The following is a 22,272-nucleotide window of genomic DNA, read 5'->3' as shown; positions in this document are numbered from 1 at the left end:
CGATAGCTGATGCGGATACTCTTTTAGGAAGCGCGTTTCGTCCGACCGAGTGTCCGACCTTTCATGACGAGCCAGAGTTGTGCGGCAATGAAGATCGAAGAATACATTCCCATGATCAAGCCGACAAGCAAGGCAAGACTGAATCCACGGATCGCTTCGCTACCGAAGATATAAAGCGCTGCTGCCGTCATAATGACCGTGATGACTGTATTGATCGAGCGGATGATCGTCTGTTGAATTGACTCATTGACAATATGTGCCAATTCATCAAACGAGACTTTCCGTCCACCTTTTTCAGCCAATCCGAGATTTTCTCGTACCCTGTCAAACGTAACGATCGTATCGTTGACGGAGTAGCCGATAATCGTCAAGACGGCGGCGATGAAGTAAAGATTAACCTCAATCTGGAACAACGAGAAGAAAGCGATGATCATTAACGCATCATGCAATAGGGCAAGCACTGTCGCAATCCCGTATAACGGTTGGAATCGGAACGAGACATAGATGACAATCCCGAGTGACGCGAGTAAGACGGCATAAATTGCGTTACGCGCGATTTCTTGACCGACTTGCGCCGAAACTGTCGAAATGCTCGGTTCTTTTTTGTATTTGGCTTCAATCGTTTGTTTCATTTCAGAAATTTGGTCTTGGCTGAATTCCCCAACGAACGTGACGTTCGCTAGTTTTCCACCTTGCGCAAATTGTATGCCGTCAATTTCCGCAGCATCGATTCCAGCATCTTCAATGACAGAGCGGACGTCCGCTTCTTTGATTTGATTCGTCGATGAAATCTCGACGCGTGTTCCTTGCGTAAAGTCGATCCCGAGATTGAGACCACGGAACGACAACAAGAGTATCGAAATGATGACAAGCGCAATCGTGATTGCGAAATAGATTTTTCGATGTTTGACGTAATCGAATTTCGTAGGATTAAAGCTCACGGATTTCACTCTCCTTTACACCGAACCATGATTTCTTCTTATCGAACCATCGGCTACTGACAAGGAGTTGCATCAGGTAACGTGAGACAAAGACGTTCGTGACGAACGTGACGGCAATCGAGACCATCAACATGATGGCAAATCCTTTGACCGTACTTGTACCGAAGTAGTACAACACGCCAGCAGAGATTAACGTCGTCAAGTTGGCATCAAGAATCGTACCGAACGAACGGCGGTTACCGGCTTTAAATGCTGACAAGACGGACTTTCCACTTCGTAATTCATCTTTGATCCGTTCTGCGGTGATGATATTTGCATCAACCGCCATACCGACACCAAGAACGAGAGCCGCGATTCCTGGTAAGGTGAGGACGGCATTGATCCCGTTAAAGAAGATCATGACGAGATAGATGTAGAACAGCAAGGTAATGATTGACACGAATCCAGAGATTCGGTAGAAAAGCAGCATGAATAAGAAGACAGCTGCAACACCAATGGCTGACGCGAAGAGCGTCTGATCAAGTGCGTCCTGTCCAAAAGCAGCTGAGACCGACGTCGAGTAGATTTCCTCGAGTTTGACCGGCAGTGCCCCAGCGTTCAGGATCGACGATAACTGTTTCCCGTACGCGGCATCGATATCACCACCAGAAATGATCGCTTTATCAGAGTTGATCGGCTCTCGTACAGATGCATCTGAGACAATCTTCGAGTTCGCTTTTTGAATCTCTTTTTCGTACGTGTCACCTTTCTCATAATCAAGCCAGATGACGAGACGATTTGCAGGCGCTTGCATTTGCGAAATCTTTTGTGTCACATCATAGAATTTTTGTTTTGATTTAAGCGAAAGTTCTACAAGCGGCTGGTTCGTTTGTGGATCATAACCAACTTTTGCTCCTTTAGCTTTTAAGTCTGAACCGTCAAGCAACAATTTATCGTTGATATCACGGAATGACAATTGCGCCGTCGACGATAGAATTTGACGTGCTTCGGTTTGATCCTTGACGCCAGCAAGCTGGACACGAATCCGGTTGTTACCTTCGATCCGAATATCCGGCTCGGAGACACCGAGAACGTTGACACGGTTCTCGATTGCCGTCAACGTTGCACTCATCGCATTCTGATCGATGACGTCTCCTTCTTTCAGTGGTTGTACTTCATACAAGACTTCAAAGCCACCCTTGAGGTCAAGGCCAAGCTTCGTATCCTTCAACAACCATGACGATGTCGTACCGATCAGTACGAGCAACGCGATGACGACGATGAAGAATGTGGCAAGTTTCCCTTTCTTGATCATGCTACATTGTCCTTTCTCTAGTTCCCAGTATATTTTCAGACAACTTTGTTCTCCTACCCTAGCTTACAAAAGAAATGGTAATCTTAGCAAACGTTTTTCTCATATATAAACAGAAAAGACGCTCCGGAATCCGGAAAGCGCCTTTTCAATGCCTTATTCGACCGTTTCGTCGCCCATGACAGTTGTTGATTTTTTCGTCACTTCTGCGATAGCACTCCGGTTGAATGTCAATTGTGAGTTACCTGACTTCAATGTCACCGTTGTGTCGTCGACTTTTTGGACAACCCCGTGAAGACCACCGATCGTAACGATCGAATCGCCGCGTGAGAGTTCAGTTTGCATCTGACGCACTTGCTTCTGGCGTTTGTTCTGTGGACGGATCAACAAGAAATAGAACACCACGAAGATCAAGATCATCGGGAGAAATGCAAAGATACCACTTCCCATTTGTATCAACTCCTTTATCATTCAAATCACGTTCATTATACCGTGAAAGAATTAATTTGTCAGACGATTTGTCAGAAATTCTTTGCGTTCGGTAAATTGTAACCGTATTCTTCGAAGAATTCTTCCTTAAAATCAAGTAGACGATCCTCACGAATCGCTTGGCGAACGCCTTCCATCAACTTAACGAGGAAGTGAAGATTGTGTGTCGAACAAAGATGAAGTCCGAACGTTTCTTGCGCGCGGATCAAGTGATGAATGTATGAACGCGAGTAGTTCTTACATGCGTAGCAATCACATTTCTCATCGAGTGGACGGAAATCACGTGCATATTTTGCATTTCGAACGACAAGACGTCCTTGCGATGTCATCAATGTACCATTGCGTGCAATCCGTGTCGGAAGAACACAGTCGAACATATCAATTCCACGAATCGCGCCTTCAATCAACGCATCCGGTGAACCGACGCCCATCAAATAACGTGGTTTATCTTCTGGCATGAGTGGTGTCGTGAATTCGAGCGCCCGGTACATGACGTCTTTCGGTTCGCCAACCGAGAGACCACCGACCGCATAACCTGGGAAATCAAGCGATACGAGATCTTTCGCACTTTGGCGACGTAAATCTTCGTATTCACCACCTTGGATGATTCCGAACAGCGCTTGGTCTTGCGGACGTTCGTGCGCTGCAAGACAACGTTCTGCCCAGCGACTTGTCCGTTCGACAGATGCTTTCATGTACTCGTGAGAGGCAGGATATGGTGGACACTCGTCAAACGCCATCATGATGTCTGAACCGAGTGCATTTTGGATTTCCATCGCTTTTTCCGGTGATAAGAACAATTTGTCCCCGTTCAAGTGGTTCCGGAAATGAACGCCCTCTTCCGAAATATTACGTAAGTCAGCGAGTGAGAAGACTTGGAAGCCACCTGAATCCGTGAGAATTGCGCCATCCCAGTTCATGAATTTATGCAGGCCGCCCGCTTCCTTGATGACGTCATGTCCAGGACGCACCCATAGGTGATACGTGTTCGCGAGGATGATGTTCGCGTTCATGTCCTTGATTTGTTCCGGTGCCATCGTCTTGACCGTCGCTTGTGTTCCAACCGGCATGAAGACCGGTGTTTCGAAACTACCGTGCGGCGTGTGGACGATTCCTAACCGCGCTCCGGATTGTTTACATGTTTTGATATGTTCGTATGTTACCGCGTGTTTTGTCATTAGTTTCGTTCCTCTCTCGTTAAGAACATCGCATCACCAAAACTAAAGAAACGATAGCCGTTCGCGACTGCTTCTTCGTAGGCGTGCAGAATGTGTTCCCGTGTCGATAATGCAGACACGAGCATGATCAATGTGGATTTCGGTAGATGGAAGTTCGTGATCAATCCATCGATTCCTTTGACTTCTTGCCCTGGGAAGATGAAGATATCCGTCCAGCCTGTTGCTTCAACGAAGTCACCGTGGTCACGGATGACCGTTTCAAGCGTCCGTGTCGATGTCGTACCGACTGCGATGATTCGTCCGCCTTGTTTGCGTGTTTCACGTAGCAGAGCGGCTGAGCTTTCCGGCAGTTCATAGTACTCACTGTGCATCTTATGACTATCGACGTCATCGACCGAAACAGGACGGAATGTGCCGAGCCCGACGTGTAGCGTCAACGGTGCGATTTGAACGCCTTTCGCTTTTAATGCTTCCAGCAACTCGGGTGTAAAGTGCAGTCCAGCTGTTGGTGCTGCCGCACTCCCGCGCTCTCGTGCGTAGACCGTCTGGTAACGATCCTGATCTTCGAGTTGTTCATGAATATATGGCGGCAAGGGCATTGTTCCGAGTTGGTCGAGGACTTCATAGAAAATTCCGTCATAGAAAAACTTCAGAATTCGTCCCCCGTCTTCCAGTGCTTCGACACATTCAGCACGGAGTAATCCGTCACCAAATGATAGAATCGTTCCCGGTTTGACACGTTTTGCGGGTTTCGCAAGTGTTTCCCAGACATCGTCACTCGTCTGCTTCAACAGCAACAACTCAATCTTCCCACCAGTCTCTTCCTTTACACCAAAGAGACGTGCCGGTAAGACCTTTGTATCGTTGATGACGAGTGTATCGCCCTCACGGAAATGGTCGACGATATCATGGAAGTGCTGATGCTGAATCGCACCAGTCTCCCGGTCGAGTACCATCAATTTCGAACTCGTCCGGTCGAGCAATGGCACTTGGGCAATTTGTTCTTCTGGTAAATGAAAATCAAATAAGTTTACATCCATTGGTTCAATTTCCTTCTTTCAGTCCTAAATGTTGGCGAGCGAACGGTGTTAAGACACGTCCGCGCGGGGTACGTTGTAAAAAGCCTTGTTGCAATAGATATGGTTCATAGACATCCTCGATCGTCTGGGCATCTTCCCCAATCGTCGCTGCGATCGTCTCAAGTCCAACTGGACCACCGGCAAACCGCTCTGCTAGTGAGCGCAGTAAACGGTGGTCGACATCGTCGAGCCCTAGCGCATCGACATGCAAGCGATCAAGCGCACTCGTTGCGAGCACGGCATCGATGTCCGTTTGATGCGCGACTTGCGCAAAATCACGAACACGTCGTAACAATCGATTCGCGACACGTGGTGTTCCCCGTGAACGCAGGGCGATGGCTTCTGCTGCGAGACGATCCGCTTCAAATCCGAACAGACGCGATGTCCGCGTCACGATGGCAGACAACTCTGACATCGTATAATATTCCAGCTTCAGCGTCACGCCAAAACGATCACGTAGCGGTGCCGATAACATTCCGGCACGCGTCGTCGCTCCGACGAGCGTAAATGGTGGTAAGTCGATCCGCACGCTTCGCGCAAGTTCCCCTTGACCGATGACGATATCGAGACAATAATCTTCCATTGCTGGATAGAGAATCTCTTCGATTGACCGACTCAACCGGTGTATCTCATCGATGAAGAGCACGTCTCCTGGTTCAAGCGATGAGAGGATCGCCGCCAGATCACCCGGTCGCTCGATCGCAGGACCGGCAGTCGTCTTAATGCCGACTCCCATCTCGTTCGCAATGATTGTTGCAAGCGTCGTCTTACCGAGACCCGGAGGGCCATAGAGAAGCACGTGATCGAGTGTTTCCTGACGGATTTTTGCCGCTTCGATGAAGACACTCAAGTTTCCCTTCGCTTTCTCCTGCCCGATGTACTGCTCGAGCGTCTGAGGACGCAGACTCCACTCTTCTTGATCTTCCGCATGGGCGGATTCTGACAAAATGCGCTCTTCCATGTCCTCACCTCACATTCAATAACAACTGGAGTGCCCGTTTGACATATTGATCCGTCGACAGGACTTCTGCTTGCAACGCTTTTTTGACTTTTTCGACTTCTCGATCACTGTAACCGAGTGCCATTAGAGCCTCACACGCTTCGTTCAACTCAGCGTTACCTTGCGCAAACAAACCTTCGCTCGGCACGTAGTCTGGTGCGAGCTCCGCTAACTTGCCTTTTAGGTCAAGTGTCATTTGCTTCGCTGTTTTCTTGCCGACACCTGGGAACTTGACGAGATAACTTTCCTTCTCTTGTTCGATCGCTTCAACGAGCGCATCGACATTACCCGATGCGACGATTGCGAGCGCTCCTTTTGGTCCGATCCCTGTTACACCAAGCAACTTCGTGAACAAGGCACGCTCACGCCGGGAACGGAATCCGAATAAGACTTCTTGGTCCTCACGGACATAGTGATACGTATATACGATGATCTGTTCGTCTCCGGTCCGATAAAAAAACGGGTTCGGTGCTACGATTTTGTAGCCAATCCCGCCGACTTCTACCGTCACGAATTCTGCACAGACATAAGCGACTTCGCCGCGTACGAATTCTATCAATGTGGAACGCTCCCATCTATAAACAAACTCTCGTGTTATTGTAGCATACATCTTCGTTTGGCTTCAAAGCGTTCTTCAGCAAAAATCGATACATACGTTCGCTCTCGAAACCTAAAAATTAAAAAGCGTAATCGCTTACGCGACCACGCTACACATCTGTACTTACGATCTTTCGAGCATCCGCTTGAGTGCCAATACAGCATTCCGTGTCGTTTCTTCGTCGACTGTGATGATATTGACCGGTTCCCCTGCTTCGACCTGTTCGAGCGCCCACGCTAAGTGCGGTAAGTCAATCCGGTTCATTGTCAGACACGGGCACATGAACGGATTGAGCGATACGATATCGAGATCCGGATGAGTCGTTGCGAGTCGATTCACAAGGTTCATCTCTGTTCCGATCGCCCATTTTGTTCCCGGTGCAGCCTGCTCGATTTGCTGAATGATATACGCTGTTGATCCGTTAAAATCAGATGCCGCCACGACTTCATGGGAACATTCAGGGTGAACGAGAATCTTTCGCTCCGGGTCTGTCTTGCGGAACTGTTCGATTTGTCCGACTGTGAATTTTTCATGTACCGAGCAATGCCCTTTCCATAAGATGACGCGGACATCTTGATCATTTCCCCCAAAGACAAGTTCGTCCTTAATCGGATCCCAAATCGCCATCTGCTCTAACGGAATCCCGAGCGCATGTGCCGTATTGCGACCGAGATGTTGATCGGGTAGAAAGAATAAGATATCTCTTTCAGCAAGTGCCCACTCGACCATTTGGACAGCGTTCGAAGACGTCACCGTTGCGCCACCGTGTTTACCAACGAATGCTTTGATCGCAGCTGTTGAATTGACATACGTCAACGGCAAGATTGACTCACCGAACCGCTCTGTCAAAATCGTGAATGCGCGTTCCGTTTGTGTATCGTTCGCCATATCCGCCATCGAACACCCGGCACGCATGTCAGGTAGGACGACCGTGTGTGACGTATCCGTCAGCATGTCCGCTGTCTCCGCCATGAAGTGAACGCCACAGAAGACCGTGTATTCCGCTTCTGTCATCTGCTTCGCGACTTGCGCGAGCTGGAGCGAATCTCCTGTCGCATCCGCGAACTGAACGACTTCATCCTTTTGATAGTGATGGGCAGGTAAAAATAAGCGACTCCCCATCCGTGCTTTGACCCCTTCAATGATCGCAATCAAGTCTGCTTCTGATTGCTGTAAGTACGACGCCGGAATCCCCTCATGACGTAATAAGTCAAATGACATCTTTTTTTCCTCCTTCGATTTTCATACTGATATCAAGCGCTGTTGCTGAATGGGTGAGTGCGCCAAGCGAGATGACATTTGCGCCGCTATCCGCGTAGTCGGGTAACGTCTCAATCGTGATCCCGCCAGAAAGTTCGACCGTGATCTGCGGTGGAATCAGTTGCCGGAGGTGTTTGATTTCTGCCGGTGTCCGGTTGTCGAGCATGATGATATCGACTCCTGCTGCCACTGCTTCAAGCACTTCTGCTTCCGTCTCGACTTCGACTTCGATTGGTGTCGTATGACCCGCGACTCGTTTTGCTCGCATCACTGCTTCTGTAATCGATCCTGCGACTGTGATGTGATTATCTTTAATCATGACCGCATCATCGAGTCTCCCGCGGTGACTGTACCCACCACCGACACGCACGGCATGTTTCTCTAGCATCCGTAATCCAGGCGTCGTCTTTCGTGTATCCGTGATCCGGATCCGTCCTGCTGCCACTTCGACCGCTTGACGTGTTTTTGTCGCGATGCCGGATAGACGCTGGACAAGATTCAAGGCGACCCGTTCCCCGCTTAAGATGTCCTGTAATGAACCCGACCACTCAGCAAGTAACGTTCCGCGCGTCACGACAGTGCCTTCTGCTACATGAATCGTCACATCAACCTGTAAAAGATGTGCCATCTCACGAATGACGTCTTCCCCACAAAAGATGCCGTCTTCTTTTGCTAGAAAACGACCTTTTCCTCGCTCTTGTCCTGTCAGACATCCTTCACTCGTAATATCCCAGTGTCCGATGTCCTCCACTAAAAATGTTTCCAGTTGCTGCCGTAACTGCCATTTGTTCAACGTTCTCATCCTCTCCTGTCAATCGAACCCGTGCCCCTTCAAGCAACAAACATGCCGTGACGTAACGTAATCGATTTTTTTCCGCGTCCTGTCCTGATTCCTCTAACGTCCACCTTCTTAATTCATCCAAGCAATCCTGTATTTGTTTAACGTTCATTTCAACGCCAATCACTTTTGACACACAAGCTGTTACGGAACGTAAAGTTCCCGAACGTCGTTTGACTCGTCCTACCGCAAGCTCCGGCAACAACTGTAGCTGTTCCGTCACTGCTTTCCCCATGACGACACACTCAAGCAGTGAGTTCGATGCCAAGCGATTTCGACCATGCAGTCCGATTGACGCCGTCTCGCCGACCGCATAAAGTCCTGGAACATTCGTCTGTCCTGTAAGGTCCGTCTCGATTCCCCCCATCAAGAAATGAATACCTGGTGCGATTTCAACGAGATCCGGATTTATGTTCAGTTTTTCACATTTTTCAACAAACGTTGGAAACCGTTTTGCACGATCGACGACTTTTGATGTATCAAGATAAACGGGTTCCTGTTTTCGAACCTCATGGATTCGTTTTGCTACTTCATCTCGCGCCGCTAAATCTTGCATCGGGTGATCCGCCATGATTCGGTCACCGCTTTTCGTCACAAGAATGGCTCCTGCTCCACGTAATGCTTCCGTGATTAAGCCTTCCGATCGTCCATTATGAACAAGTACTGTCGGGTGATGCTGAATATACCCGAGGTCACGGATCGTCGCACCTGCCTCAAAGGCAAGCGCAATACCATCTCCTTGAATCATAGGTTCATTCGTTGATGCAGCAAATAATCCACCAACTCCACCCGTTGCAAGAATCGTGGCTCGCGCCAAAATCTCAATCGGTTCACCGTTCCTGTATCCGACGGCACCTAACACCTGTCCATCAACTTGAATCAATTCCGTAATATACGTTTGCTCGAGAATCGGGAACGGTACGTACGGCATCAATGTTTCCATGATTCGTTTACCAGTCTCGTCCCCACCAGAGTGATAGATCCGAGGCAAGCGGTGTGCCCCTTCTCGACCAAGCAAGTACCCAGCATCATCTTGATCAAACTGGACACCATACCGTAATAGAAATTCTATCGCCTCAGTTCCTGAACGCGTCACGTAACCAACAACGGTTTCCTTAATTCGTCCTTTCGCCGCCTGGCACGTATCTTCAAAATGACCTTGATGATCGACTTCTGCATAAGATGATGCGATTCCACCTTGTGCTCGAACGGAATTCGTCTCAAAACGAGTTCCTTTTGTAACGAGTAACGATTCGGTACCTGGTGGAAGATGCAAGGCGACAGAAATTGCCGCAAGCCCTGTTCCGATGATCAACACATCTGTCTCGAGTCTTTTATGTAAAGACATATGTTTTACACCTCTATATCTAAATGTTTACTATTGACTTGACAATAAGTTTGGCATACTTTTAGCTGAGTGACAAGACGAAAGGACAGGATTTTTCATGATCTATCTCGATTACGCAGCTACCACTCCGCTACACCCACAAGCGCTCGATCATTATCAGCAAGCCGCTCAGTCGTTCTACGGCAACAGTTCTTCCCTTCATGACATCGGTGGTGACGCAGAACGTTTGTTAGAACGAGCACGTCACTATCTGATGCAACAGTTGAACCAACAAGAGGGTACCGTCATCTTTACAGGAAGCGGATCCGAAGCGAATTACATCGCTTTGACTCACTTAATGCGTCAAAGTCGTAAGACAACTGTCTTGACACTTCAATGTGAGCACGATTCGGTTTTGCTCCCACTTGCGCGCTGGGCACAAGAAACACGTCACCTTACTTTATTACCGGACGGAACATTTGATTGGGATCAATTCGTCACGGCGTGTACGGACGACATCGGTATCGTCTCAATTCAACACGTCAATTCGGATACGGGATTCCGGTTTCCAGTCGAACGGATTGCCGCCTATTGTCAATCACGTGGAATTCTATTTCATTGCGATGGGGTTCAAGGATTTTTAAAAGACGATATCAACATTGACGCCTTTGACGCCTACACGATGAGTAGCCATAAGGTATATGGACCAAAAGGATTAGGTGCCCTCTACCTGCGGCGACCGCTCTTTAGTCCCTACTACGAAGGACATCACGAGTTCGGGATTCGCCCAGGCACAGTCGACGTTCCAGGAATTGCCGCATTCATTGCTGCTTGCGAAGCCACGCGACTAGAAAATCCAGGAATTCAAGATTCAAGTCAGGTATTTCGTGGTATGCTAAAAAAAACATTGTCTTCGTCTCGTTACGCAATTATTGAGTCACCGATTCAACTCGCTTCCATCTGTGCCATCCATACAAAACAACGTGATGGTCAATATGTGTTGCTTGCATTGAATCGTGCTGGAATAGCAGTTTCCGCTGGTAGCGCTTGTCGAGCTGGAGAAAACGGTCCAAACGCGACATTGCGTGCGATCGGCTTTGACGAGTCAGCTGCTCATGGGTTGATTCGATTTAGCTTTGGAAGAAAAACGACGAACGAAGAAATCGCACAGTGCATTGATGTGTTGAACACGATTTGATGACACTGGAGAAAGGTAGGAGACATGATGGGGAAACGCATCTCCGGAGAAGAACGTCGGAAAGCATTACTTCGTATGATTGAAGAGAGTGAACAACCTGTCACGGGAACAGCACTCGCTAAACAAGCAGGAGTTAGTCGTCAAGTGATCGTACAGGATTTATCATTGTTAAAAGCAAAAGGATATCCTGTCATTGCGACAGCTCGTGGTTATTTCATCAATGATCCGGAAGTCGATGGATCGAAATTTCGCCGCAAAATCGTTTGTCGTCATGGCATCGATCAGTTAAAGGATGAGTGTGACGCCATCGTCGATGAGGGAGTCGTCATTCGTGATGTCATCATCGAACATCCCGTTTATGGTTTCATTACGGGAGAATTGATGCTGAAAAGTCGTCGCGATGTCCGCGTATTACTTGAGCAACTGAAGGAGACACAAGCTACTCCACTTTCGAGCCTGACGGACGGAGTTCATATCCATACCCTCGAAGCCGATCACGAAGAAGCACTCGAAGCAGCGATTGCAAAACTCGATCGCCTCGGGATTCTCGTTTCAGAACTTGATGTCTGAACATACAAAAACCGCCTATTCCTAGAGAATAAGCGGTTTTTGTATTTAAATCGTTTCAAGTCGTGGATCTGGCATCGCAGATGAACGATCAAAAGTCGCTAAGACTTTTCGGACGCGTCGGTTTTCAATATGCAAGACGGTCAACGTGACGCGTTCATAATGCATCGCCGTTCCGACTTCCGGTAACTGTCCACTCTCTTCCATGATCCAACCACCTAGAGACTGGGCATCCGTATCTGGCATCGTCAATTGAAATTGCTGACAAAAGTCTTCAATATCATACTCTGCTAGACACTCATACTGCTCCGGACCAATTCGTTTCGTATATTCCAATGATTCATCGTGTTCATCCCAAATCTCACCAACAATCTCCTCTAAAATATCTTCGAGCGTGATGAGACCCGCCGTGCCTCCAAATTCATCGAGGACGACAGCCATATGAGATTGTTTGATTTTGAGTTCTGGTAATAAATCCATCAATCGTGTCTGTGGGACGACGAATGACACGGGTCGAATCCATTCTCGGATTTCAACGGAGCCGTTCTTCACATACGCTCGTAGGAAGTCCCGTTCCGATAATACACCAATGACATGATCAATCGAGTCCTTATAGACCGGTAGACGGGAATAGCCGCCTTTTTGTACTTCTGTGAGGATGTCTTCGAGCCGCGCATCGATATCGATCGCTTGAATGTCGATCCGAGGTGTCAATGCATCCTCGACCGTCGCATGTTGAAAATCAACCGCTTGATGGACGAGTTCCGCCTCTGCAAGCCCCATGATGCCCTCTTCCTGACTGATATCGACGAGTGCCTTAAGTTCCTGTTCTGTCACGAGTGGTCCTTTCGGATCCGCTCCAATCAACCGCAACGCCAACTGACGTAAGCGGAGTAACAGGAAAACGAGCGGTCGAAAACATAGTAAGAAGAAACGAAGCGGACGCCCGATTAACAAAACGTAACGTTCTGTATGCTCACGGGCATATGACTTCGGAATCAATTCTCCAAACAACAGCAACAAAAAGAATAGCGCAAGAAACGCTACAGTCTTCGTCGCCACTGTCTCGACGAACTGGATGATCCACCAGCCGCCGAACAAGACGAACCCAACATTGACGAGTGTATTACCAATCAAAATCGAAGTCAGTGTCTCTTCATAACGTTGAAGCAAACGAAACACGCGGGACGCACGCGCGTCCCCTGCTTCTGACTGATGCAACAACCGCAACCGATTAACACTCGCTAGTGCCGTCTCGGATGAGGAGAAGAACGCGGATAACACGAGAATCGGAATTAACCAAACGAATGAAATCATGGGCAATGGGTCCACGATGCTTTCACACTCCGTTTCCTAATGGAATGAACCGCTTAGAATGATGACTCGACGAATTCGAACTCGAAATCACGAATTCGAACGACATCACCGTCAATCGCACCAAGACGACGTAACTCTTCGTCGACACCCATTTGACGAAGTGTCCGAGCGAAACGTTTAATCGATTCTTCACGCATGAAGTTCGTCATCGTGAAGAGTTTTTCGATCCGTGGTCCTTTGATGACGAAGCAGTCGTCTTCATCTTTCGAAATCGTAAAGCCAGCTTCTGGTGCTTCGTAACCATAGACGACACGTGGTGTCGCTGTTTTCTCTTCGAGTTCCTCTAAACCGAATTCTGGTGTCGCATCGACGAGGTCAGCGATTCGGAATAAGAGATCACGCAACCCTTGACGTGTTGCTGCTGAAATCTCGAATACTTCAAGATCCGGGAAAGCTTCCTTGAATGCTTCGAGATGTTCTGCCGCATCCGGCATGTCCATCTTGTTCGCGACGACAACTTGTGGACGCTCTGTCAAACGAAGATTATAGTCCGCGAGTTCTTTATTGATGATATTGTAGTCTTCGATTGGATCGCGTCCTTCCATTCCACTCATGTCGATGACGTGTACGATGACTTTCGTCCGCTCGACGTGACGGAGGAACTGGTGACCGAGTCCAACACCTTCACTTGCTCCTTCAATCAATCCTGGCAAGTCAGCCATGACGAAACTACGGCTATCTTCCGTTTCGACGACACCGATGTTCGGTGTGATCGTCGTAAAGTGATACGCGCCGATTTTCGGACGTGCTGCTGAAACGACCGATAACATCGTTGATTTCCCGACACTCGGGAAGCCGACGAGACCAACGTCTGCTAGCATCTTCAGTTCAAGCTTCAAGTACTTCTCTTCTCCTGGCTCACCGTTTTCAGCGTGCTCAGGCGCTGGGTTGGCTGGTGTCGCAAAGCGTGTATTCCCACGTCCGCCACGTCCACCTTTTGCGACGATTGCTTGTTGTCCGTGATGGACGAGGTCAGCGATGACCGCATTTGTATCATCATCGTAGACAACCGTACCCGGTGGGACCTTGACGACTAAATGCTCGGCTTTACGACCGTGCATCCCTTTTGACATTCCGTTTTCACCTTGAACTGCTTTAAAGTGACGTTTGTAACGGAAGTCCATCAATGTCCGAAGTCCTTCGTCGACTTCGAGGACGACGTGAGCTCCATGACCACCGTCACCGCCGGCTGGGCCACCGTCTGGAACGTATTTCTCGCGACGGAACGCTACTTGCCCACGTCCTCCGTCACCTGCTTTTACATAAATATTTACCTGATCGACAAACATGTCGGATCCCTCCTCTTACTTCTCTTCCTCAAACGGAAGACTTTCAATCTCAATCACACACTCATTTTCCGTCTGCGACTCGATTTCCATCGGCGTCACTAGATCTTCAAGGCGCGACATATCTAGTAGATCCCGATAGATCTCGATGGTCACGCCCTCGTGGAAGGTCACGGATACTTCTCCTACTCCTACATCAATCATGGCGATGGCTGCTTCGACGAGTTGTTTCAACCGCTCATCTTCCATGTGGGGTGCTCCGATGACATCATACGTCACAGTTTTGCCTGACCATTCAGCTTGTAGTAACGCCAGTGCGGTTTTCGGCAATCCGATTCGCCCTAGACGTCCTTCCCGAGATGCTTGATCTCGGTATGCCGAACAGATTGACTCGACTGCTTGTTCGTCTCCGATCGCGCCATACGAACGGACGAGTTGTATCCGGTTCAACCACTCGTGACGAAGAGTCTTTAAAAGATCAAGTACCTGTTGTTCCTCCATCGGTCGTTCCCTCCTAAAAAAAACAGACCCTAACCCTCGAAAGTGGCTAGAGTCTGCTTCGTCGATCCTTATGCTGGGTAAACGCTGACTTGTTTCTTGTCGCGTCCGAGACGTTCGAAACGAACGACACCAGTTGCAGTTGCGAAAAGTGTATCATCGCCACCACGTCCGACGTTCATACCTGGGTGAATCTTCGTACCGCGTTGACGGTAGAGGATTGAACCAGCAGAAACAGTTTGACCGTCTGCACGTTTCGCCCCAAGGCGTTTCGATTGCGAGTCACGACCGTTCTTTGTCGAACCTACCCCTTTTTTCGATGCGAAGAACTGAAGATTAAGTTTCAACATGTGGAATCCACCTCCTATACTTGTTCAAGTTGGATAAACTCACCGTAACTTTCAGCGATGGTACCAAGCTGGACCAAAGTCGCCTCCAGTAACAATTGGGTGCGTTCACTGACATCCGGTGCTAAGTCAGCGTACGGTTCTACATAAAAGTAGCCACCCTCTTGTTGTTCTGCCATTTCAAGGAGCAGGACCTGCCCGAGTAATGCTTCTATGGCATTATATGCCCCGAAGATCACCGACGAGACGCCGGCACAGACAAGGTCGAGACCTGGTTCTGCAAACTCGGCATGTCCTGTCACTTCGATGGAGCGGACGAGTTCCGCTTCATCTCGTCGAATCTTGACACGTATCATGGCTTACGCTTCGATTTTCTCGATGCGGACCTTCGTGTAAGGTTGACGGTGACCTTGCTTACGACGGTAGTTCTTTTTCGCTTTCATTTTGAAGACAGTGATCTTTTTCGCGCGAGCGTGTTTGATGACCGTTGCTACGACCTTCGCACCTTCTACGAGTGGAGCGCCGACTTTAACATCGTCACCACCAAGGATCAATACTTCACCAAATTCGACTGTGCTGTCGACGTCTGCGTTTAATTTCTCAACGTAGATTTCTTGGCCAGCTTCGACTTTGACTTGTTTACCACCAGTTTTGATAATTGCGTACATTACGTGCACCTCCTCTTAGGAACTCAGACTCGCCATCGCGGGCAGCAGATGCTTTAAAACCCGGTCTGTGCGGTTGTAGTCATTTGGTGCTTCCAAACGAACTAACGTTATTCAGAATACCAAACGTTCTTCCACCTTGTCAATGCTGTTCTGAAGGATTATTCCGATCGCTTGATGAAATCGAGACAGTCCTGTGACGCCCCCGTGAAAAGGACGGCGGGATCACCTTCAAGCACATGCACTTCGAGCGGTTGGCGAGAAACGAATTCGTCTTGTATCAGGTGACGCGGTGCCCGAATCACGACTGCTTCGGCATAAGTCGCGATTTCAAGTAACTTTGGTTCGATCAACCGATAGACGCTTAATCGTGTCCACTGACCGGATTCCTGTGAGCGTTCCTGTAGTGATTTTCCGTGACGTTGTCGTGTCAGTTCGCATAAGCCCATTTTCGTGAATCCGTAGACCTCGATTTGTTTCGTCTCGAGTGCTGCTCGCTCTTTGAGGAGTTGGGTCACCCGTGTCTGACCTTTACTTGAGCCGCGAAGGAAGTCGATCGCAACCATTCCACTAATGTTGCGCAATCGTAATTGGCGCATGACTTCGACAGCAGCCGCTTCATTGATCTGGTCAAACGTCCGCTTTTGTTCCTTGACGGAAATCGTCTTTCCGCTGTTGACGTCGATGACCGTCATCGTCTCAACTTCTTCAATCAAGAGATACGCCCCTCCGTCAAGCCAGACGACACGTTGCATCGCCCTCTCGATTGCCCCATCAATTTTCTCCATCTCTGGCAAGCGTCCTTTTCGTAACGAGCGTTCGACAGAAAGACCAAGTAGTTCAAGTCGTTCCTTTTCCTGACGCGTCATAACGAGTGCTTCCGTGACGTGTGGAAGCCGTTTTGCTTCTTGGACGATCAACGCCTCGTCTTGTTCGAGACGTGGTGCTTGCATCAGCTCTTTATGCCGTGTCCGCAACGATTGCAGCTCTTGCTTTAATTCCTCAATCGATGCTTTTGCTGCCTCCGTCCGGTAGAGAATCCCTTCTTCGTCTGTCGTCGTCAGTTGCTCCGCTAGCTGACGCTGAACGACTAAATCTAGCTTCCGACTAAAACGGACACGCCGACCGTACGGAAAATAGACGAGATAACGCCCCCCATAAGTGATGTTCTGCGTCACCTTATGTTGTTTCGGTGCGACGCCTTCCTTAACGACCTGGACGAGTAACGTTTGTCCGACCTGGACGGCTTGACCGATCGTCGGTACATCCGGATAACGACGCAGCGCTTCAATCGTCTCGTTTAGTGGTAAATAAAGCGGCGTTCCATCGGTCGCGATTAAGAAGGCCGCTCCGAGTGTCGGATGCAGCCGATCGACTTTCGCATAAACGAATGTACCAACGCGAATCTCGTCACGCATCCGTTCATGGTATTCAATCAATCGTCCCCCTTCGACCAATGCCAGTCGTTCAAGCGAGGCGGTCTGTTCACTAATCCATCGCATACTGATCCCTCCAAAAAAATTAGACTAGGCGCGACGATGTCGTCCTAGTCTAATTTCCCATTCTTATTTCATCCCAAGCATCTTCTTCAATTTGACGAAGAACCCTTTTTGCGGTTGTTCATTTAAATCGAGCAGCGGTACGGACTCTCCCAGAATCCGGCGCGCGATGTTTCGGTAGCCGAGTCCAGCCCGGTTATCCGGATTCATCGTCACGGGAACACCACGGTGGGAAGCAGCGATGACTTCCTCATCATCGATGATCAGACCAAGCAGATCAATCGAGAGGATACGCATGATCTCATCGATGTCGAGCATATCACCAGACGCCATCATGTGTGAACGGACCCGGTTAATGACGAGTTTTGGAACAATGTTACGTTCTGAACGCTCGAGCATTCCGATGATCCGGTCCGCATCCTGGACGGCTGCTTTTTCTGGTGTCGTCACGACGACGGCTTCATCCGCTCCAGCGATTGCATTCATAAACCCTTGTTCGATTCCTGCTGGGCAGTCAATCAAGACAAAGTCGTATTCGAGTTTCAGTGTATCGATGATTGCCTTCACCTGTTCGGGTGTGACGGAGGACTTATCCTTTGATTGAGCAGCAGGCAACAGATACATCTCTTCAAAACGTTTATCGCGGACGAGCGCTTGGTGCAACTTACATTGCCCTGTCACGACGTCAACGATGTTATAGATACTCCGGTTATCGAGACCAAGCACGATATCCAGATTGCGTAACCCGATATCCGTATCGACGAGACAAACCGAATGTCCCATCAACGCAAGTGCTGTTCCGATATTTGCAGTCGTCGTCGTTTTTCCGACGCCACCTTTCCCGGATGTGACGACGATGGCGCGTCCCATGTTCGTCTTCGCCTCCATATGTACCTGTTCTTTCACTTGTTCCATATCCGTCACCCTCTTTCACTATCAATCGCAAACTGATCCATCCGCGCAAGCGGAACGGTTTGAAGGCGGGAAAATTCGACCCCGTCTTCGCCTAAAAATGCACAACCCATGTCAAGAGCAGGAATCGGTGCGTCATCCGGTTCCTCATGGATGGTTCCAGCGACCGCGACCCATTTCGGTTGAAGCACACTCGCCGCGATGACCGCTTCCGTATTACCACCCTTACCTGCATGAACGGTACCACGCAAAGCACCGAGACAATAGATACTTCCTGTCGCATGGACGACCGCTCCCGGATTGATATCTCCGATAATGACGATCGAACCTTCGACGTCTAATACGTGCCCACTGCGTGCCGTTCCACCGAAGTAGTGGAACGTTCGCTCACCGTACAAGGCTTTTGCCTCGTCCTTCGTGATGCACTCACTGTCGTAACCTTTGAAAGAGAAGGAATCATGTCGCGCGACGATAGATTCGACGGCCGTCAACACTCCTTCATCGACATAACGTCGACCGAAGAAGAAGGTGATCGGTACGGCGCGTCCGTTCTCGACGGATTTGTCCGCAAGCGTCAACTCTAAATCGTCAAGAAATTCATCCACACTGCACCTTTCATTCACATAGACGGCGAGGCCACCACGATGACCTTTCATCGTTACATAACGTTTACGCTCAATCATGACTCATCCTCTTTTCTCGTCAAGGGTAGATTGCACGAGTCGGGTCATCGGATAATACAAGATGATGATCCCGATTAGCTGGGCAACCAGACTCCTTGGAATGATCTGTGTCGCAAGTTCCTGGAAGGAAACGCCGACACCAACGACCGAAGCCGTGAAGAAATATATATCGAGTTCATACAAAATGGCACTAAACGTGAACGTGACGAGAATCGTCAATACGTTCTCCTTTACATATTTTAGCACGAAGCTACTAAAAAGCGGAATGGCGGATAACGCAAATAAGTAAATACCAATGATGTCTGAATAAACGAAATCATATAGCAATCCAAAGACGAGACCGAATCCAAGTGCCTGTTCAAGTTTTCCGTACCGACCGAGAAACATCAACCCAATCAAAGTTGTATGAATGACGTACGGCGACCCATCTCCAAGAGGTCCTGCAAACAACGTCCCTTCTAAGATAAAAAGAAGGAACACGGCGAAAAACAACTTAACGTTATTCACGAGTGTCCCCTCCCTTATCGGTCTCAGCGAAAGGTTCCTTCGCTTCGCGTTCAATCACGAAGACATGACCGAACTGTTCGAAGTCTGCTGCCGGTTTGACGTATGCGATTTTCGAAGCCCCATACTGATCGGATTTCACTTCCTCGATTTTTCCGATGACGATCCCGCTCGGATATTTCCCCCCGAGACCAGACGTCGTAACGGTCTGCCCTTTTTTCAGCTTCGCGTCGTTCGGAATTTTCGTGAACTTGAGTAATTTCGTCTCATCATCAAAACCTTCGATCGTTCCGAAGACTCCTTTTCCTTTCGTGTCGTCTGCCGTTGCCGAGACGTTATTCGTCCGACTCGTATCTGACATTAACTGCACGAGGGAAGTATAAGCGCTCGCCTGGATGACGCGACCGATTAGTCCATCTGCTGTTACGACGGCCATGTTCGGCTTGACTCCTTTTTGTTCTCCGATGTTGATTGTGACGAACCGTTGCCATTCGGACGATGTCCGACCGATCATCTCTGCTGGTAACAATTTGTAGTCGCGAATCGATCCGTTCAGGTCGAGCATATCTTTCAATTCTTTATTCTCACGTTCAAGATCACGGACTTTGACGGCGTTACCGGCATAGTCACTCAAGCGTGATTTCAAGTGTTCATTCTCTTTGTACACGTCACGCACTTCTTTAATCGAAGTGACCGTATCATCAATCCAGCCAATCGGTGTCGCGAAAAGGCGTTGACCGACGCCCACAGTATCCCGCACGAAGCTTTGATACCAGTGGGATTGGTTACGCCCTTGCAGCGAAATTCCGATCAAGATCACCAAAAGGAGAAAACTAAGGAGTGTGATGAGCAGTTTTCGATTATTTAAAAATCGCTTCATCGCTCATCCCGTCCTTATCTTTTTTGCGAGATGCCTGATTTCGAACGAAGGACATTCATCATCTCGAGTGATTTTCCTGTACCGATTGCGACGCAATCGAGTGCATTTTCTGCAACGAGTGTCAAAATACGTGTTTCGTCTTCAATGACAGCGTCGAGGTTCTTCAAGAGTGCCCCGCCGCCTGTCAAGACGATTCCGCGGTCCATGACGTCTGCTGATAATTCAGGAGGTGTCTGCTCAAGTGTATGCTTCACACCAGCAAGAATCGCATCTACTGTATCCGAAAGTGCGTCACAAATTTCAGCACTTGTGACTTCGATTTGTTTTGGAAGACCTGTCACAAGATCGCGTCCACGGATTTCCATCGTTTCATTTTCTGACTCTTCATCGATGCGAGCGTAACCAATCGTCATTTTCAACGTCTCAGCTGTCCGCTCCCCGATCATCAAGTTGTATTTCGATTTGATGTAACGAATGATCGATTCATCCATCTCATCGCCACCGACACGGATCGATTGGCTCGTTACGATACCACCGAGTGAGATGACCGCAACTTCTGTCGTACCACCACCGATGTCGACGACCATCGAGCCTGTTGGTTCTGAAACAGGAAGACCCGCTCCGATCGCTGCTGCAAATGGTTCTTCGATTGTGTACGCTTCACGCGCACCTGCGAGTTTCGCTGCATCTTCAACGGCACGTTTTTCGACCGATGTGATACCGCTTGGTACACAAATCATGACGTTCGTTTTTGAAGAGAATAAGCCTTTTTTCTTCGAAGCTTGATCCATGAAATATTTGATCATCGTAGCGGTTGTTTCATAATCCGCGATAACCCCGTCTTTCATCGGGCGTCGTGCAGTCACGTTACCCGGCGTACGACCAATCATGTTTTTCGCCGCGTTACCGACAGCTTCAATTTTTCCTGTATCTGTACGGAATGCGACGACAGACGGTTCGCGAACAACAATCCCTTGCCCCTTTACATATACAAGTGTGTTAGCCGTACCTAAGTCAATGCCGATTTCACGGCTGAATGATCCAAACATTATTCAAAAAACCCCTCTCTGAGAATACACTTCACTAATTATAACGGAAAAGCCTTCATTGGAAAGCGTTAAAACGTTACAGCTTGTTTACAGTTCGCCTTAGAAAACACACAAAAAAACGTCTAACGGAAAGAATCGAATCTTTCCCTTCAGACGTTATTCTTACATAAATCCGCGCTGTTTCATACTAATAAATTGTCCATGCCCGATGATGATGTGGTCAAGACAACTAATTCCAACGAGGCGTCCTGCCTCAACGAGCCGTTCTGAAACCTCAATATCTTCGCGACTCGGAGTCGGATCACCAGACGGATGATTGTGGACGGCGATAAAGTTCGCAGCCGAGCAGCGAATCGCTTCCCGGAAGACGTCTCGTGGGTGGACGATCGACGTGTTCAATCCTCCAATGAATAACGTCTTTTTCGAGACGACCTCATTTTTCGTATTTAAATATAAACAGATGAAGTGTTCCTGCTGATAAAGACGCATCTCTTCAAGCAATAATTCTGCAGCATCTTCCGGTGAACGGATCGTCGGTCGAACCCACTTCGGTTCCGTGACGAGACGACGACCGAGTTCCAGTCCCGCCATGATTTGTAATGCCTTGGCCTTCCCGACTCCAGGTGCTTTTTCGAGTCCTCCGACTCCGGCTGCCTCGAGTTCAATCAACGAAGGATAAATGTGTAGCAATTCTTCCGCGATTTCAAGCGGTGTCCGGTCGCGCGTCCCACTTCGGACGAGGCACGCCAGCAACTCGACTGTCGTCGCCTGTGCCAAGCCTTTCAACTGAACCATATCTTTCGGCC

Annotated in this window: 25 protein-coding genes and 1 other annotated feature; of the genes, 2 read left to right on the top strand and 23 right to left on the bottom strand. The window is 48.8% G+C overall.

What is annotated here, in order from left to right:
- Positions 1-23 precede the first annotated feature (23 nt).
- From secF to ACV3PA_RS07320, 10 genes are all read right to left on the bottom strand, one after another.
- Complete coding sequence (gene secF, locus ACV3PA_RS07365) at positions 24-941, bottom strand: protein translocase subunit SecF (RefSeq protein ID WP_082318565.1); 918 nt, start codon at positions 939-941, stop codon at positions 24-26.
- The gene (gene secD, locus ACV3PA_RS07360; protein WP_082318566.1) at positions 931-2,235 is read right to left on the bottom strand and encodes a protein translocase subunit SecD; all 1,305 of its coding nucleotides are present in this window, start codon (positions 2,233-2,235) and stop codon (positions 931-933) included. Before secD ends, secF begins: the two co-directional genes overlap by 11 nt.
- A gap of 153 nt (positions 2,236-2,388) precedes the next feature.
- A complete protein-coding gene (gene yajC, locus ACV3PA_RS07355; RefSeq protein ID WP_053453945.1) occupies positions 2,389-2,682 on the bottom strand; it encodes a preprotein translocase subunit YajC in 294 nt (97 codons plus the stop codon).
- Positions 2,683-2,753: 71 nt separating this feature from the next.
- A complete protein-coding gene (gene tgt, locus ACV3PA_RS07350; RefSeq protein WP_456125900.1) occupies positions 2,754-3,899 on the bottom strand; it encodes a tRNA guanosine(34) transglycosylase Tgt in 1,146 nt (381 codons plus the stop codon).
- Positions 3,899-4,939, bottom strand: coding sequence for a tRNA preQ1(34) S-adenosylmethionine ribosyltransferase-isomerase QueA (queA, locus tag ACV3PA_RS07345; protein WP_238237398.1), 1,041 nt, complete (start codon positions 4,937-4,939; stop codon positions 3,899-3,901). The genes tgt and queA overlap by 1 nt, the downstream gene beginning before the upstream one ends.
- Before the next feature lie 4 nt (positions 4,940-4,943).
- Positions 4,944-5,939 (bottom strand): Holliday junction branch migration DNA helicase RuvB, encoded by a 996-nt coding sequence (ruvB, locus tag ACV3PA_RS07340; RefSeq protein WP_053453947.1) that lies wholly within the window; start codon positions 5,937-5,939, stop codon positions 4,944-4,946.
- 4 nt (positions 5,940-5,943) lie between these two features.
- The gene (gene ruvA / locus ACV3PA_RS07335; protein WP_053453948.1) at positions 5,944-6,537 is read right to left on the bottom strand and encodes a Holliday junction branch migration protein RuvA; all 594 of its coding nucleotides are present in this window, start codon (positions 6,535-6,537) and stop codon (positions 5,944-5,946) included.
- A 162-nt stretch (positions 6,538-6,699) separates the two neighbouring features.
- Positions 6,700-7,797, bottom strand: a complete 1,098-nt coding sequence (gene nadA / locus ACV3PA_RS07330; protein WP_456125899.1) for a quinolinate synthase NadA — start codon at positions 7,795-7,797, stop codon at positions 6,700-6,702.
- A complete protein-coding gene (gene nadC, locus ACV3PA_RS07325) occupies positions 7,787-8,629 on the bottom strand; it encodes a carboxylating nicotinate-nucleotide diphosphorylase (protein ID WP_456125898.1) in 843 nt (280 codons plus the stop codon). The genes nadA and nadC overlap by 11 nt, the downstream gene beginning before the upstream one ends.
- Entirely contained in the window at positions 8,553-10,022 is a 1,470-nt protein-coding gene (locus ACV3PA_RS07320) for an L-aspartate oxidase (RefSeq protein WP_456125897.1), read from the bottom strand. The genes nadC and ACV3PA_RS07320 overlap by 77 nt, the downstream gene beginning before the upstream one ends.
- Before the next feature lie 97 nt (positions 10,023-10,119).
- On the opposite strand from ACV3PA_RS07320, the gene ACV3PA_RS07315 reads away from it, so the two are divergent.
- Together ACV3PA_RS07315 and ACV3PA_RS07310 are read left to right on the top strand one after the other, a co-directional pair.
- Positions 10,120-11,199 carry a cysteine desulfurase family protein gene (locus tag ACV3PA_RS07315; RefSeq protein WP_053453952.1) on the top strand — a complete coding sequence of 360 codons (1,080 nt, stop codon included), beginning with the start codon at positions 10,120-10,122 and terminating at the stop codon, positions 11,197-11,199.
- A gap of 27 nt (positions 11,200-11,226) precedes the next feature.
- Positions 11,227-11,769 (top strand): transcription repressor NadR, encoded by a 543-nt coding sequence (locus tag ACV3PA_RS07310; protein WP_053453953.1) that lies wholly within the window; start codon positions 11,227-11,229, stop codon positions 11,767-11,769.
- A gap of 45 nt (positions 11,770-11,814) precedes the next feature.
- On the opposite strand, the gene ACV3PA_RS07305 is transcribed toward ACV3PA_RS07310, so the two are convergent.
- The 13 genes from ACV3PA_RS07305 to radC form a co-directional block, all read right to left on the bottom strand.
- Positions 11,815-13,083 carry a hemolysin family protein gene (locus ACV3PA_RS07305; protein WP_456125896.1) on the bottom strand — a complete coding sequence of 423 codons (1,269 nt, stop codon included), beginning with the start codon at positions 13,081-13,083 and terminating at the stop codon, positions 11,815-11,817.
- 53 nt (positions 13,084-13,136) lie between these two features.
- A complete protein-coding gene (gene obgE, locus ACV3PA_RS07300; RefSeq protein WP_053453955.1) occupies positions 13,137-14,432 on the bottom strand; it encodes a GTPase ObgE in 1,296 nt (431 codons plus the stop codon).
- Between the two features lie 15 nt (positions 14,433-14,447).
- Positions 14,448-14,930: a Spo0B domain-containing protein gene (locus ACV3PA_RS07295; RefSeq protein WP_053453956.1), complete on the bottom strand. Its 483-nt coding sequence runs from the start codon at positions 14,928-14,930 to the stop codon at positions 14,448-14,450.
- 68 nt (positions 14,931-14,998) lie between these two features.
- Complete coding sequence (rpmA, locus tag ACV3PA_RS07290; RefSeq protein ID WP_012370976.1) at positions 14,999-15,277, bottom strand: 50S ribosomal protein L27; 279 nt, start codon at positions 15,275-15,277, stop codon at positions 14,999-15,001.
- Positions 15,278-15,291: 14 nt separating this feature from the next.
- Complete coding sequence (locus ACV3PA_RS07285) at positions 15,292-15,630, bottom strand: ribosomal-processing cysteine protease Prp (RefSeq protein ID WP_023468945.1); 339 nt, start codon at positions 15,628-15,630, stop codon at positions 15,292-15,294.
- Positions 15,631-15,633: 3 nt separating this feature from the next.
- A complete protein-coding gene (gene rplU, locus ACV3PA_RS07280; RefSeq protein ID WP_012370978.1) occupies positions 15,634-15,942 on the bottom strand; it encodes a 50S ribosomal protein L21 in 309 nt (102 codons plus the stop codon).
- Positions 15,943-15,957: 15 nt separating this feature from the next.
- Positions 15,958-16,027 (bottom strand) — a sequence feature (ribosomal protein L21 leader region).
- Positions 16,028-16,100: 73 nt separating this feature from the next.
- Positions 16,101-17,441: a ribonuclease E/G gene (locus ACV3PA_RS07275; protein WP_053453957.1), complete on the bottom strand. Its 1,341-nt coding sequence runs from the start codon at positions 17,439-17,441 to the stop codon at positions 16,101-16,103.
- Between the two features lie 63 nt (positions 17,442-17,504).
- Positions 17,505-18,308: a septum site-determining protein MinD gene (minD, locus tag ACV3PA_RS07270; RefSeq protein ID WP_029342255.1), complete on the bottom strand. Its 804-nt coding sequence runs from the start codon at positions 18,306-18,308 to the stop codon at positions 17,505-17,507.
- A 50-nt stretch (positions 18,309-18,358) separates the two neighbouring features.
- Positions 18,359-19,033 (bottom strand): septum site-determining protein MinC, encoded by a 675-nt coding sequence (locus ACV3PA_RS07265; protein WP_053453958.1) that lies wholly within the window; start codon positions 19,031-19,033, stop codon positions 18,359-18,361.
- 3 nt (positions 19,034-19,036) lie between these two features.
- Positions 19,037-19,540 (bottom strand): rod shape-determining protein MreD, encoded by a 504-nt coding sequence (gene mreD, locus ACV3PA_RS07260; protein ID WP_035406481.1) that lies wholly within the window; start codon positions 19,538-19,540, stop codon positions 19,037-19,039.
- The gene (gene mreC, locus ACV3PA_RS07255) at positions 19,533-20,417 is read right to left on the bottom strand and encodes a rod shape-determining protein MreC (RefSeq protein WP_053453959.1); all 885 of its coding nucleotides are present in this window, start codon (positions 20,415-20,417) and stop codon (positions 19,533-19,535) included. The genes mreD and mreC overlap by 8 nt, the downstream gene beginning before the upstream one ends.
- A 14-nt stretch (positions 20,418-20,431) precedes the next feature.
- A complete protein-coding gene (locus ACV3PA_RS07250; protein ID WP_023468951.1) occupies positions 20,432-21,466 on the bottom strand; it encodes a rod shape-determining protein in 1,035 nt (344 codons plus the stop codon).
- A gap of 162 nt (positions 21,467-21,628) precedes the next feature.
- Entirely contained in the window at positions 21,629-22,261 is a 633-nt protein-coding gene (radC, locus tag ACV3PA_RS07245) for a RadC family protein (protein ID WP_053454560.1), read from the bottom strand.
- Positions 22,262-22,272 lie beyond the last annotated feature (11 nt).

The sequence above is a fragment of the Exiguobacterium sp. EA-TM-5 genome (genome assembly GCF_053878415.1).
This window is presented reverse-complemented; position numbering and strand designations above follow the sequence as displayed.

Excerpts from the sequence above, each read along its gene's own strand:
- secD (WP_082318566.1), bottom strand. The coding sequence starts at position 2,235 with ATGATCAAGAAAGGGAAACTTGCCACATTCTTCATCGTCGTCATCGCG.
- yajC (WP_053453945.1), bottom strand. The coding sequence starts at position 2,682 with ATGGGAAGTGGTATCTTTGCATTTCTCCCGATGATCTTGATCTTCGTG.
- tgt (WP_456125900.1), bottom strand. The coding sequence starts at position 3,899 with ATGACAAAACACGCGGTAACATACGAACATATCAAAACATGTAAACAA.
- queA (WP_238237398.1), bottom strand. The coding sequence starts at position 4,939 with ATGGATGTAAACTTATTTGATTTTCATTTACCAGAAGAACAAATTGCC.
- ruvB (WP_053453947.1), bottom strand. The coding sequence starts at position 5,939 with ATGGAAGAGCGCATTTTGTCAGAATCCGCCCATGCGGAAGATCAAGAA.
- nadA (WP_456125899.1), bottom strand. The coding sequence starts at position 7,797 with ATGTCATTTGACTTATTACGTCATGAGGGGATTCCGGCGTCGTACTTA.
- ACV3PA_RS07320 (WP_456125897.1), bottom strand. The coding sequence starts at position 10,022 with ATGTCTTTACATAAAAGACTCGAGACAGATGTGTTGATCATCGGAACA.
- ACV3PA_RS07315 (WP_053453952.1), top strand. The coding sequence starts at position 10,120 with ATGATCTATCTCGATTACGCAGCTACCACTCCGCTACACCCACAAGCG.
- ACV3PA_RS07310 (WP_053453953.1), top strand. The coding sequence starts at position 11,227 with ATGGGGAAACGCATCTCCGGAGAAGAACGTCGGAAAGCATTACTTCGT.
- ACV3PA_RS07305 (WP_456125896.1), bottom strand. The coding sequence starts at position 13,083 with ATGATTTCATTCGTTTGGTTAATTCCGATTCTCGTGTTATCCGCGTTC.
- obgE (WP_053453955.1), bottom strand. The coding sequence starts at position 14,432 with ATGTTTGTCGATCAGGTAAATATTTATGTAAAAGCAGGTGACGGAGGA.
- ACV3PA_RS07295 (WP_053453956.1), bottom strand. The coding sequence starts at position 14,930 with ATGGAGGAACAACAGGTACTTGATCTTTTAAAGACTCTTCGTCACGAG.
- rpmA (WP_012370976.1), bottom strand. The coding sequence starts at position 15,277 with ATGTTGAAACTTAATCTTCAGTTCTTCGCATCGAAAAAAGGGGTAGGT.
- ACV3PA_RS07285 (WP_023468945.1), bottom strand. The coding sequence starts at position 15,630 with ATGATACGTGTCAAGATTCGACGAGATGAAGCGGAACTCGTCCGCTCC.
- rplU (WP_012370978.1), bottom strand. The coding sequence starts at position 15,942 with ATGTACGCAATTATCAAAACTGGTGGTAAACAAGTCAAAGTCGAAGCT.
- ACV3PA_RS07275 (WP_053453957.1), bottom strand. The coding sequence starts at position 17,441 with ATGCGATGGATTAGTGAACAGACCGCCTCGCTTGAACGACTGGCATTG.
- minD (WP_029342255.1), bottom strand. The coding sequence starts at position 18,308 with ATGGGACGCGCCATCGTCGTCACATCCGGGAAAGGTGGCGTCGGAAAA.
- ACV3PA_RS07265 (WP_053453958.1), bottom strand. The coding sequence starts at position 19,033 with ATGATTGAGCGTAAACGTTATGTAACGATGAAAGGTCATCGTGGTGGC.
- mreC (WP_053453959.1), bottom strand. The coding sequence starts at position 20,417 with ATGAAGCGATTTTTAAATAATCGAAAACTGCTCATCACACTCCTTAGT.
- ACV3PA_RS07250 (WP_023468951.1), bottom strand. The coding sequence starts at position 21,466 with ATGTTTGGATCATTCAGCCGTGAAATCGGCATTGACTTAGGTACGGCT.
- radC (WP_053454560.1), bottom strand. The coding sequence starts at position 22,261 with ATGGTTCAGTTGAAAGGCTTGGCACAGGCGACGACAGTCGAGTTGCTG.